Source organism: Staphylococcus sp. 11007852, from assembly GCF_011394325.1.
Lineage (GTDB): Bacteria > Bacillota > Bacilli > Staphylococcales > Staphylococcaceae > Staphylococcus > Staphylococcus agnetis.
The window spans coordinates 41,926-54,497 of sequence record NZ_JAANBJ010000027.1 but is presented as its reverse complement, the minus strand read 5'-3'; the positions used below and the strand labels follow the sequence as shown (position 1 = coordinate 54,497).

Genomic DNA, 12,572 nt, shown 5'->3' with positions numbered 1-12,572 from the left:
TTGATTACACAAAAATGTTAACCAAAATACCTATAACACTTATAACTGCTGGTATTGTTATACCTATCCAAAATCGTTTAGTAGTTACTTTCTCGTGTTTGATTTCTTCTCTTAAATTCTTTACTGCATTATCTATACTTAATTCTATGTTTTCAAATTTCGAATCTAAGCGTTTTTCAAATTGTTCAAATTCTGGACGTGTAATATAATCAATTGACATTGTATCCACCTCCGAAATGAGTAAATTCCCATTACCCCTAATTGCATATGAGCCCAAATAATTTGGATCAGAATTTATTCTAGTTCCTTTAGAAAACTTTGGATGAGTATTTATTGGAAAAGTTTTAGTGTGTGTCATCTTTTATCACTTCATCAAACTCTTTTTGAAGAGTATCTATGTCTTTAATTTCTCCATGAATATCTTCATATTGATTAATAGCTTCATCAAGTGCATTTTTTAATTGCTTAGCTAAGCTAGGACTCATCATTACATTTTTGTTTTCTACAAAGCCATTAGGAGTGTGTTGTGTAAAGTTAATCATAAAATCTGTAATACTAGTTCTCATTTCTAAAGAATTAGTGTAAAAAATATAAGGGTCTATTCCCGTTAACTGTTCTGAATTCCTCTCATAATCAATACCATTATACGATATACCCATTTGACTTCCCCCTTTACGCTAATTATACTATTAAATAATTTAAATAAAAAGTGCTCCAAACAAAAAAACTGGCCAACCATTACGGTTAGCCTAAAAAATTGCACTTATATTTACGTGTAAAACAACCACGTAAATAAGATAACATAGAAAAAGAGCAGCCTCAAGGGCTACTCTCAGGTACTTAGATGTACGGATATAAGGTTTTTAGCAAACCTTAGAAAGAATTTATCACAAATAAAAAAGACGGTCAATTAAGACCGTCCCAATTTTTAAACATTACATACAAGACACAAGGTTATAATTTGAGCATAAGGGAATATGCCTAAAAATAATTTAACATATACATATTTTGTAAATCAACTCATAACCACTTAATATTTCCCCAATACTTTTCATTCTTTATTTTTTCTTCCTTATCTGTGATTTTACATACAGCACAATAGAAATAGGCTTTACTTGCCCCTGGTGCCTGGTATTTAAATCTTATCCACCAGTAACCATCTTTTTTAATCACTTGATCAAACTTAACCCAGTCATCTTTACTATATAGCCAAGACGCTTGGTCAACCACTTCGCCATTTAATCCTGCTTGGCGTCGGACTTTAATCGCTCTGTCTGGATAGAATGTTCCACTTAACCCCCAAGATATACGATTAACTTGTGTTTTACCCGCTAACGTACCGCCGATAGGTTTACCGTGTATAGCCCCAGCTATCTCACGACAATATTTATCAATATTTCTCTTGATATAATCCATATCACTCTTGTTAGTGATAAAACCTAGTTCAGCAAGCCTATAATTGACATTTAACTCTGCTGATACATTGACATTCAACAAGTCATTACGTGGCGTCACACCTCGAATTTGACCCAAATTAGACTTAATGACAGACTGTATGCCATTGTCTATTGTGTCTGCATTAAACTTATTTGAAATAATGACATGCCCACCACTAGCACCTCCACCTGACCAGTCTAAATGAAACTCAACAACTACATCAGGATTCTGGTTGTGCTTAAGCCAGTATAAACCATAATCTTTTTTATTACCTAGACGCTGACCATATGCAGTGTCTTGATACATATCTTGCGACATGTTAGACCCACCGTACAAATAAACATCATGTCCTGCTGTTCGTAGATACTTGGCGACATTTGGCACGATGTTCTTACGTATAAAATCACGTTCATTAGCCCCATTACCTGTTGCGCCTGGATCTGCATAGCCATGTCCTGGCACTAAAGCTATTTTAAGCTTTTTAGGGTTAGGTTGCTTCGACAGTAGGACATTCTTGATGGATTTCTTCCCCGCATAATTTAAACGAATAAACCACATCGGATTGTCATATTGGTGCCAACGTCTTGTCGCAGTTTCCCAACCTGGACGTCCATTTACATATCCTCCACCTTGCCAGTTCTGCTCAATCACTTCGAAACTATTTAATGTCGCTTGAGTCACTACTGCTACATGACCACACCCGCCACCATATCGTCCATTGAATATTACAATGTCACCAGGTAAAGGTAGAAAGTTAGGTGTATTCTCATGTACAGTTGCGATATTATTTAAAACTGATGCATTGTCTGTATGAATGTTTTTAGCGTACATCCCACTTAGTCTTAATCCAGTCATATAGTTAAAATACGCATTAACATAGTCGTAACATTGGTAACCGTAAGCACCATCAAAGTCGTATTGCTTACCTACAGAGTTGTTAAGCCATTTTATAGCCTCATCTAAAGTTCTCATATTATCACCTCAAAAAAAAGAACCCTTAAAGGTTCTCCTCGATTTCAACTGGTTCGACAATGTCTTTTTGAGGCATAGCACCAGTTGCTTTAATATACTTTTGTTCAGCTTTGTACTTTTTCATTTTCTGATTAGCCCATTGCGCCTCTTTAGTGTTCGGGTTGTTTTTGTACGCCATATACAAGCCCATGACTGTCATTAATAAAGAAGATATATCCTCCTCGCTAATCACTGGCAAAGGGTTGATACCTTTTGTTGTTAAATACTGATTGACTAAAGCTAATAATAAAACAATATAACGTGCTACTACTTTAATATCCATTCAATTCATCTCCTTAAATTAAAAAGCCGACCAGGAAAGGTCGACTTATAATCTTAATAATCTGTCATAAACTACATTTGAAATTGCGTAACCACCATCTCTGTTAGGGTGTACGCCGTCTGAATACATCAATCCATTGGCGTTAGTTGTAGCAAAGTTACCTAATGCACGTACTAAACTAACATGTCCTAACTGTAAATCCTTAGCAATCTTTAATTGTGTGTCGCTATAATCTTCAATAGTATTTAATTTAGTACCGTCATGCTTATTGCCACTAGGTGCGATTAAGAAGATGCTAGCGTTTGGTTTAGCTTCTTTAATACGTCCTATCAACTCTTTCATTTGGCTTTCGTAATCACTCAATGATACACTTTGCGCCATATCATTAGTGCCTAATAAGATTCCAAATGTGTTCGCACGGCAACGTTTAAGTTGGTTGATGTAGTTAGTGCGGTCAACGTCAATATAGTGTTTAGCGGTACTACCACCGTTACCAATCTTGTGAATAACTACACCTTTGTTACCTTTATATGCGTATGATCCAATGAAAGTCGTTGTGCCTGATACATGTACAATATTAATAGTGTGTTTACCTAGCGTCATTGAAATTGGCGTCACTTCTTGACTAGCATCAACTGTCGTCCAATCCCCGCCGTCTACATTATACTTCCATGTACCAGTATTACCGCTTTGTGTGTGAATCTCGTAAAAGTCAACATCTTCACTGAAAGTAACTTTAATACTGTCATCAGGGGTTGTACTTTCCACTTCCTCAATAGCCAACCCACTAACATCTGTACCTTTATTTCGTTCAACCCAGTTACCTGTCTTGCCAACGGTTACCGCACCAGCACCCACAAAGAGGTTTTGGAAAGATATAAAACCGATACCACCATCACCATATACCTTTTTCATTCTCTCACGTAATGGCAAAGTCAATCTATCGCCTTGTCTAAATTCTCCGCCTTGTACCCAACTGTCCCCGATAAACGCAATCTCTAATCTTTGATTTACATCGGGATTACTTTGTTTACTAGCCTCTGCTGTGTAATTTTTTAAATTAAATTTACCGTAAACATCGGTAATATCTTGTTTAACTTGTACATTTGATAACTCTAAGTAATCAGACGGAATATACTTCTTATACGGTACAAATTGACTAGGTAACGATGTCCCTGCAACTAACATTGTACTTCCAACGGCGGTTGTTAAAGTGGATATTCTTACAAACTGTGCATTCGTTGGCTTTGTAATTTGGTTAGTAGATGTTGTTGTTGTCTTGATGAAGTTACCGTTTACATCGTAAAAAGCGTATAGGTTCAATGTATTATTCTTGATGTACTCTGCACTATCACTCAACGGGATAAAGTCACTAGCTGAATAACTAGTGTTAGATGATAATGCACCAGTTGTAGGGTTGATGTATACGCCATTCGTCACTTTGTTTGGATTGAACATATTTTGAGAAGATTTAATGAAGTTTAACTTCTCAATCCCTACATTAGAATCCGCAATATTGTTATTCTTAACTACATTGTCACGTAACTCAACAACTAGTCCGTTCAGATAATATTTGAACTGTTCATAAGATGTAGAAACTCCACCTTTTTCGATTTGATAGCCTTTGTAAGTGTATGTACCACCCACACCCTCATTGATGGTTGTTGTTCGAATAAATTTAGTGTTGCTAGGTGTTGTAAATGTACGTGTAGTTGTTGGTGTAACACGTGATAGTCCACTAATAAACTGTTTGTTGTTGTCATAAAACACAATAATATCACTATGACTTTGTGTATATTCTGTTGATGATTCAACTGGTATAAAATCACTTGTTACATAGGTGTTGTTATCTGATAACAATCCCGTTGTGTAGGACAGTAGTTTACCAGATAACAAATTATACGGATTAAATATATTTTTTCCTGTAGTAATAAAGTCTGTTTTATTGTGTGTAACAGCTTTATCGTTAATAATCGATTCACCTGGCGCACCTTTTAACAAGTTTTGTTGTTCTTCCGTAAGGTTTTCAAAACGTATGATACCCTCGTCACCTTTCGGACCGGGAGGACCTTGTTCCCCACGTTCGCCTTGAGGACCTTGAGGGCCAGTTGCACCAATAGGGCCCGTTTCTCCTGTATCACCTTTGATACCTTGTATTCCCTGTTTACCTTGCTCTCCAGCGTCTCCTTTGTCGCCTTTAGGTCCAGTGGCTCCAGTTTCTCCTTTATCTCCTTTAACACCTTTAAACATATCAGGATTGCTATTAAGGTGTTCTATTACATCAATATTAAGGCGTGATTCGAAGTCGTCGCCTAAAAGTTGAATAGCGTTCTCTTTTACAATACGGCGGACAGTGTCATCTACAAGGGTTACAGATATTTCTTTCTGAACTACATCTTCAATACCACTATCTACAATTTCAAAAGAAAAATTAGCTACATGGATTGACTGTATATCATCTTCTAAAAATAATTTGCAATCCACCACGCCAATGTGTTTAATTACTTTTACAGGAACGTTATATTGTATTAAACCGCTGTGTGGCATTATTAAATCAACTTGTTCGTTCATAAAAATTGATCCATCTTCTAAAAATAAATCTAATTTGGGTTTCATTTTTGTTTGAGTTAGATCAACCGGACTACCTTCGTAATTAATCCTAACTCTAACAATAGCGGTATTCTCATCTTCTGTATAAAAACGAGTACCGATATTACCAATCGATACGTTTTGGGTATTTATACTAGTGTTTACTTGAGCTATTTTATACACAGTTTATCCACATCCTTACTTGTATTTATCTTGTATATAATATTGTCCTTTTAAACCGATACGTTTATAAAAAGTGCTGATATTGCTTGCTTGATGTTCGCACCATTCAATAGCAGTTGCATACTGATGCGTTGCAGGATTTTTAGGGTTCCATCGCATCCGGTACAATGTGTTTTGTCCTTTATCGATATAATCCTGTCTTACGAATTTAGCTCCACCTATGATGGCTTTTGCTGGAGAAGTCCAACCTCTACTGCGCGCAAATGGTATGGCGTTATTAGGATTATTGTCAAAGGCTCCAATACCGAAATAGTTATATACTCCTGCGCTACCACTTGCAAAATAAGAACGTCCATTACCACTTTCTAATAATGCATGTGCAATTAGATAAATCTCATTGATGTTGTATTTTTTACACCCTTCCGCAAAAGCTTTTCCTTCTCCAGATAAAGTACCTTTGTCTTTTAATATCACATTCAATTTATCAATAGAAATACCTTGATACTTACCTAGATTCAACATTTGATAGCGTTGTGTACTATTGTTCCAAATCGTATTAGGATTCATATATTTGCTAGTTTCAGAACGTGACGCAGCACCCCAACCCCAACTGTATGATTTTTGAGGGCCTCCTCGTGCCATTTGTCTATCTAACGCTTGTTGGAAAGTAAAAGGACTTCTCTCGACTACAATTTGTGGCGTTGGAGCTGTAGGTATTTTAACACCATTAGAAGATGCTGTAGGTGTATCAACTGTTGTATTACCTTTTATCTTTATCTTCATCTTAGTGGTTACTGTTGTAATAGTTTCGCTCATTAACTTATCTTTATTGAGGTACATTTCAATAACTTTTTTCTCGACTTCATCATACTTACTTTGGTCAGGTATACCGTTTTTGATTAGGTCGTAATTAATTAACTCTTTCATAGTCCGCCAAATATTAGGGTCTACTTTCAAGCTACTACGTGACAATTTTAAATCCGTCCAACCTAACATCCACACTCCGTAAATCAACGCTCTGATTTGATTTAACATGAATTGTCGTTTACCTTCTGTTTGACCCCCACAAACTTCGATAACTAACCAACCAGGATATTGCGGAGCTTCTCTGTCATATGCCCTAGGCGTCCATACACGCTCTCTATCGACATACACATGAGGGTATTCTCCTTCTTCGATATATTTGTTACGTTGTAAATAAAGCTCTTCTACAGAGCGCATATGCGATGATTCTTTAATGTATATTCCTTGCGGTTTAGGTTGCATATTGCCATAAGCTACTCTGTGGTCGATGTATTCTAATTTTTGATCTAAAATACTAGCGAAAGATGTATACTGTACTTTTTTGATTTCTTTGAACTGAGGCTTTTTCTCCTCACCTGTGGAAGTACGTTTGTTATTTTCATTAGGTTTAACATTAGGTTTTATATCTGTCGGCGATTTAGGGTCTGTAGGTTCAGGATGATATGCTGGACGTACAAAGCCTGTAACACTGACATAGTCATGTTTTTCTAAACTCGCCGCACTACCCGCGTTGTAATTAGGCGGACGTTCTGGATGATACCAGTTTTGATCAACGCTTGTAAATCTATTTTCATCAGATGGGCCAACAACTATTGCAGTATGACCAGCGTATCCAATACCTGAACCTGGATGCCAAACTGCTATGTCACCTGGTTTAGGCACAAATCCTCTTGTATATCTGATGAATTTAAAACCTTTGGGGTATTTATAATAAGCCATATGCATAGCGTTGCCCCAAGTTATAAACCCCCAATATGTTCTGAATATATAGTTTGGCAAATCCCAACATTGTGGCCCCAACCGTCTATCAATATCAAGTCGTTTACCTATTCTAAATTTAGCCCATACTGCAACTTCACTGGCAGTAGGCTTTCTTTTTCGTGGATTAGGTAATCCCATTTATGCACCTCTTTTCTGCATAATAAAAAGCCGACACCGAAGCGCCGACTTTCACTTAATTATTTACATCTGCCAAACCAAAAACATGCCCAAAAACTGTATCCAAATAGCATGGTGCTCACCTCCCTTATATGCCAAAAATCGTCCGCAATACTGCAATAACAATCGTACTTAAGATAGTACCGATTAATCCGAGAATCCACATTTTTATATCTCTGATATTTTTAGCATTTTTTTCTTTATTCTTTTCTTCTTCTTCTCGATTGCGTTTCATTTCATCAAGAGTTCTGTCGAGTTTATCCCCGACTTTTTCTTGCGCTCTAAGACTCTGTTCGATTCTGTCAAGCTTTTCAAACGTAGTCTTATCATTTTCTTCTAAACGCATAATGCGCCATTCATGCTCACGTCGTTTGATAAAGCCAAACACTACGCCACCTACTTTGTTTTATTATCTACAGCACTTGATACTCCACCCCTGTAATAGTTTTATATTCTTCGGCTGTAATCCATTTACAAACGACAAATATTTTAAATTGATCGTTTGTGTATAAATTTTCATCGTACAAATACTTTAGCCCTTCTACACTCATCCCATAGCCCCTCCTTTTAATTGCGCAACTTCTAAAGTAAGATTGCCTATTAAAGATTTCAATTGTGTCATTTCGCTCTCTTGCGCAGCCACCTTTATCGTTAATTGACTAATTAACAAGTCTTTATTAACACTAGTCTCTTTCGGCAGTGTCTTTTCAAATTCTTCTTTTGTTGATCCAATCCATTGATTTTTATAAACATCAAAAAAGGCAGGTAAATACACACCTTCCGGAACGGGTACTTCTGTATATTCAAATTCAGGATAAACATTTTCTCCTTCTTCATTCTTAACAACTAAAAAAGGTTGTCCATTATGCACGTTATAAACTACTTTTTCGATTTCCAATTTAATCACTCCATCTCATTTCGCCGTAAAAATAGCTATTTGAACGCCAACCATTTGTATCACCGTTAACGTAAAACCTTACTTCTCCACTAGGACGTATAGTCACATATCCACCCGCAAACACACTAGATACTGGAACCCTTACAGGGAAGGATTGCGAGTATTTCGTAAATGTTGGTGGTAATTGCGCAATGATTTGCCCACTTGTAACATTGGATCCATTTAATCTTAAATAATTAGTTGTAACTGACCCTTCTGTTACTTTTCGATAAGCACATTTGAACCCTGTTTCTTCGCCATCACTATTAAACGCTGCGTTAGAAGTAGCGCCATTTAATAAAGTGAATTCAATCCAACCAGTATCAGTAGGGATTAAATTTTGTTTCCAACCTTGCCATACGCCGCCCCATTTAATATTAGTGATAAATTTGTCAGGAGAATTGTAAGGGTAATACGTTAATAATCTATAGTTGCCTACACCGATATTTGTCATAACACCATAATTATTTAGGTTATTTGGAGTATTAACCGCATTTGATACAATAAAGTTTAAATACGGATTCTGATTTAGCGCATTATCTAAATCATTAAAATCAAATTGCGTTGCAAACGTTAGATTTCCGTTATCTGGCGTCAATCTAAACTTTTGCCACTGCAACTCATTTAATTTACCGTCTAACTGTATTGGTTTTACAAACCCATCATTATTCAATGCGGAATTGAAATCAGCTACTTTAGAATCGATAGTTTCGTTGGCAGCTTGCGTTTTGTTATCAAACTCACTTACATGCTGTTTTACAGTTTCCTCAAAAGCAGATTTGTTTAAATCGTAACTAGAATTCACTTCGCTACGCTTCGAGTCGATTTGGCGTAACGCATCATCACGACTATTAACAACATCTTCTGTAGCATTATTTTTAGCATCTTCCAAATCTTTTAAAGTTTTAGATTGACTGAGTTCAATTTTGCTTAAAGCATCTTGTACAGTTTGTTTAACTAAATCAACTAGGCTAGTTAAACTGCCCACATCTTGTTTAACTTGTTCGACTTTCTTTTCTAGAACTTCTCTCAAGTCATCAAACATACGAATGTAGCTAACTTTTATATCACTTTCGATTTGGTTAACTAAGCTATCACGTACTTGGAATGAGAATGTGCCTAATACTACTGTGTCGTCTTTGTCGTTGTTGCTAGCATCATTTAAGGATAAATACACTTCGCCTAGAACTGTCGAATTAGTGACGTTCTTCAAAAACCATTGAGGGACTGTTACGCCGACTAATCCACGCATAGGGTCAATGAATTCTAAATCTAAGACGCCTGATGTTGAAGGTCTTTCTCCATCTACAGACTGTCCTTTAAAGAAGGCGTACCCTTTAACGTTTTTGTCTGAAATAAGAAGAGGTTTGTCGTCTTTAGATACTACAAACTGAAATTGCGCAGTATTCTTATCTAAATTGTAAAAGCCAATACCCCTGTCGTATATCGGCTTTAAATACGGTTCTTCTTCTAAATTAATCTTGCCTACTTTTTGTAATTCCACTAATTAACACCCCACAATACTAATGCAATGCCAAAACCTTTTTTGTCATCGTATGGCGTTGTGATCTTCATGACACGACCTTTACCATTTACATTGTCTTTATATCCAATTCCAGCACGACCATTAATTAAATCGCCTGCTACAACGTCTTTTTCGACGTTTGTATAGATTTGACCGAGTAAACCTACTGTATTCCATTCAGGACGTTCAGAACGCGACATATATTCGATTGACGGGTCGTAATCAGGATTCTCAACTGGTACATCACGCCATTCAAATTGCTCATGCCCTTCATCGTCAAGATAACTTACTTGCTTGTGTTCAGTCACAGTAACACCGTACTCATTTTTGAGGAATCTGTCTTTATGATGGTAGGATTTTTCGTTGGCTACTAATGCAGCAGTTCCCGAAATAACCCCAATAGGCACGTCATTTGGTTGAGCTTTACGTATCTTGTCGCCATCTAAAGTAACAACTGTACCTAATTCAATCGCTTTGCCATTTTGTGATTCAAATAGTTCGGCAATATCGGCACTATTCTGTGTGATTTTACCAGCAAGGGTTAAATTACCGCTATAAGTACTTAAATCAAATTTAATGTTACTTGTGGAAGCTTCACCCTTATCTGAATATCCACCGACAATATGGTAGTTACCTGGCGCTTTAACACGGTTACTATTAATGACAATCTGTGTGTGTCCACCTTTAGTTGTTTCAGATTGTAGGGAAGAAATCACGCCTGAACGAGATCCGTAAGCTTTAGAGTTATAACCACTTCCGATGACATAACTCCGTGAATCGTAAGCTCTTGAATTACCTGTTGACGCTAACACAGCGCTCACTGGACTAACTGCGGCAGAACCTGTTGAACCACCTGTAAATCCACCTTTAACCACAGTAGGCACAACGTTATACTTTTCTTTCGCAATCACTGCTGCGTTTGTATAGTTATCGGCTGTAACACCACTAATAATCGTTGTGTTATTGTAAGTCTCGATGCCGTTGCCTGGTCCATTACCAGTTAGATTACCGTTTGTGATTTTTAAATCGTAAATACCGCCACCGCTAGCAATACCAATTTTATTTGATGAATTCCAAATGTTAACGTTATTAACTACAAACCGTTTGCCTCTGTTAGCACCACCAAAGAATTTGATATCTGCGCCAGCATCTTTGAATCCAGTAACATTGATGTTGTTCAAAATTACATTCTCTGCCATAAACTGTACTGCAATCGCTGGCATTGTATAATCCATCTTACCGCCTTCTAATTTAGCGAATCTACTATCACCAATAGCGGTAAAGTTATTCACTGCTACATTGCGATAAGCACTAATCAATAATGCTCTAGGCGATGTTCCAGCGTATATACCGTTATAATATGGATAAAGTGCTAAACAATTGTTTAAAGACACATCAAATGCAGTTTTACTTTTTGCGTCTGTAGCCGGTCTGTGATGTCCAATATGTCTTATGTTGTATGATCGGATATCCCCAATAGACACATGCCCGTTAACAAAGACACCACGTGCAGCACTTACTGCAGCATGACCTTTGATTTCAAGACCACTAAAATTACCTTCCGTCTTGTTGTTTGAAAGGAAAACAAATTGTGAACCATCATCGATTTCAATACCGTTGTTATTACCTCCGCCAGTAGGTGTGTGTGCATAACAGTTTGTGATTGTTAAATAGCGTGAATGGTGTGTTGTAATACCGTCATCTCCACAACCATAAACCTCACAATTATCAATGTGTACGTGCTTACTTTCTAATGATTCTGGCACGCGATTGCCGTCACCTTGGTAGAAGTAATCATCACTGGCATATGTGACGTCAATACAGTGCAATAATGCATCGTAAGACTTCACATTATAGACGTATCCGTTCGTTACACCAGCAAGTCGGATGTTACTTGAACGTGACCCTCCAGCAGGTTTTAACGCCTTATTCTGACGGAATTTATTACCATTAAAGCTGAAATTTTCTAATGAAATATTCTTAGCATAGCCACTCATTTTTAAATTTGTAATACCAATGTTTTCAGCAGGCGTGTTATCCATAAATTTAATAGTTGTAATGTCTGGTCCTTGTCCAACTAAACGAGAGTTATTAGGCATTTTGATACCAGTAGTCAAGTAAGTACCAGCGCTCATAGTTACCATTCTGTTACCGTCTGCTAAAGCGTCAGAAAAAGCTTGTGTACTATCCTTTTGGCCTGTAGGATCACCGCCATAATCATCAACGTTAACTACACGCATGATTTTAGAAAGCAATTCAGTACGTAACTTTTCACGGTTATTCTTTTCGGTTAAAAAGTCGTGATATAGACGACTACTCAAACTGTCGAAATTTTGTGCGTCAATACTTGTACGACTTGCACGCAACTCTTGAATCCCATCGCCATTATGCCCTAGCACAAGTGCTTCTATCTGTTTACGTTGATACTTCAATTCGTCTGAGGTCTTGTTTGTTGTACCGTCAGCTAAGGTGTGTAAAATCTGATTACTTGTGTGTGAAGTGGCCTGTTCTTTTTCGTGGTAGTTTTTATACTTTTCATTCTTGTTTAAAGCAACTTCAATATCTTCCGCATTACTTTCTTGTTGGGATAAAAACTTATCTCCGAACAAAGAATGAAACTTCTTTATTAAGTTTATCGGCATTGT

11 protein-coding genes are annotated in these 12,572 nt (G+C 37.0%); all 11 read right to left on the bottom strand.

What is annotated here, in order from left to right:
* Positions 1–4: 4 nt before the first annotated feature.
* The 11 genes from G8Y85_RS08480 to G8Y85_RS08430 all read right to left on the bottom strand — a co-directional run bounded on the left by G8Y85_RS08480 (position 5) and on the right by G8Y85_RS08430 (position 12,569).
* Complete coding sequence (locus G8Y85_RS08480) at positions 5–220, bottom strand: hypothetical protein (RefSeq protein WP_165805666.1); 216 nt, start codon at positions 218–220, stop codon at positions 5–7.
* Positions 221–344: 124 nt separating this feature from the next.
* A complete protein-coding gene (locus tag G8Y85_RS08475) occupies positions 345–659 on the bottom strand; it encodes a DUF3467 domain-containing protein (protein ID WP_165805698.1) in 315 nt (104 codons plus the stop codon).
* Between the two features lie 361 nt (positions 660–1,020).
* Positions 1,021–2,409: an N-acetylmuramoyl-L-alanine amidase gene (locus tag G8Y85_RS08470; RefSeq protein WP_165805697.1), complete on the bottom strand. Its 1,389-nt coding sequence runs from the start codon at positions 2,407–2,409 to the stop codon at positions 1,021–1,023.
* A 25-nt stretch (positions 2,410–2,434) separates the two neighbouring features.
* Positions 2,435–2,731, bottom strand: coding sequence for a phage holin (locus G8Y85_RS08465; protein WP_103346116.1), 297 nt, complete (start codon positions 2,729–2,731; stop codon positions 2,435–2,437).
* 45 nt (positions 2,732–2,776) lie between these two features.
* Positions 2,777–5,503, bottom strand: coding sequence for a BppU family phage baseplate upper protein (locus G8Y85_RS12490; protein ID WP_165805696.1), 2,727 nt, complete (start codon positions 5,501–5,503; stop codon positions 2,777–2,779).
* 15 nt (positions 5,504–5,518) lie between these two features.
* Positions 5,519–7,426, bottom strand: a complete 1,908-nt coding sequence (locus tag G8Y85_RS08455; RefSeq protein WP_165805695.1) for a glucosaminidase domain-containing protein — start codon at positions 7,424–7,426, stop codon at positions 5,519–5,521.
* A 127-nt stretch (positions 7,427–7,553) separates the two neighbouring features.
* Positions 7,554–7,853, bottom strand: coding sequence for a DUF2951 family protein (locus tag G8Y85_RS08450; protein WP_103346113.1), 300 nt, complete (start codon positions 7,851–7,853; stop codon positions 7,554–7,556).
* A 25-nt stretch (positions 7,854–7,878) separates the two neighbouring features.
* Positions 7,879–8,016: an XkdX family protein gene (locus tag G8Y85_RS08445; protein WP_103346112.1), complete on the bottom strand. Its 138-nt coding sequence runs from the start codon at positions 8,014–8,016 to the stop codon at positions 7,879–7,881.
* A complete protein-coding gene (locus G8Y85_RS08440) occupies positions 8,013–8,363 on the bottom strand; it encodes a hypothetical protein (RefSeq protein ID WP_165805222.1) in 351 nt (116 codons plus the stop codon). The genes G8Y85_RS08445 and G8Y85_RS08440 overlap by 4 nt, the downstream gene beginning before the upstream one ends.
* Before the next feature lies 1 nt (position 8,364).
* Positions 8,365–9,906, bottom strand: coding sequence for a BppU family phage baseplate upper protein (locus G8Y85_RS08435; RefSeq protein ID WP_165805694.1), 1,542 nt, complete (start codon positions 9,904–9,906; stop codon positions 8,365–8,367).
* On the bottom strand, positions 9,906–12,569 hold the full coding sequence (locus G8Y85_RS08430; RefSeq protein WP_165805693.1) for a peptidase G2 autoproteolytic cleavage domain-containing protein: 2,664 nt from the start codon (positions 12,567–12,569) through the stop codon (positions 9,906–9,908). Before G8Y85_RS08430 ends, G8Y85_RS08435 begins: the two co-directional genes overlap by 1 nt.
* Between the last annotated feature and the right edge of the window lie 3 nt (positions 12,570–12,572).

What these genes read in the sequence shown, in the direction of transcription:
- G8Y85_RS08465 (WP_103346116.1), bottom strand. Translation starts at nt 2,731, where the DNA reads ATGGATATTAAAGTAGTAGCACGTTATATTGTTTTATTATTAGCTTTA.
- G8Y85_RS08445 (WP_103346112.1), bottom strand. Translation starts at nt 8,016, where the DNA reads ATGAGTGTAGAAGGGCTAAAGTATTTGTACGATGAAAATTTATACACA.
- G8Y85_RS08480 (WP_165805666.1), bottom strand. Translation starts at nt 220, where the DNA reads ATGTCAATTGATTATATTACACGTCCAGAATTTGAACAATTTGAAAAA.
- G8Y85_RS08455 (WP_165805695.1), bottom strand. Translation starts at nt 7,426, where the DNA reads ATGGGATTACCTAATCCACGAAAAAGAAAGCCTACTGCCAGTGAAGTT.
- G8Y85_RS08430 (WP_165805693.1), bottom strand. Translation starts at nt 12,569, where the DNA reads ATGCCGATAAACTTAATAAAGAAGTTTCATTCTTTGTTCGGAGATAAG.
- G8Y85_RS08475 (WP_165805698.1), bottom strand. Translation starts at nt 659, where the DNA reads ATGGGTATATCGTATAATGGTATTGATTATGAGAGGAATTCAGAACAG.
- G8Y85_RS08470 (WP_165805697.1), bottom strand. Translation starts at nt 2,409, where the DNA reads ATGAGAACTTTAGATGAGGCTATAAAATGGCTTAACAACTCTGTAGGT.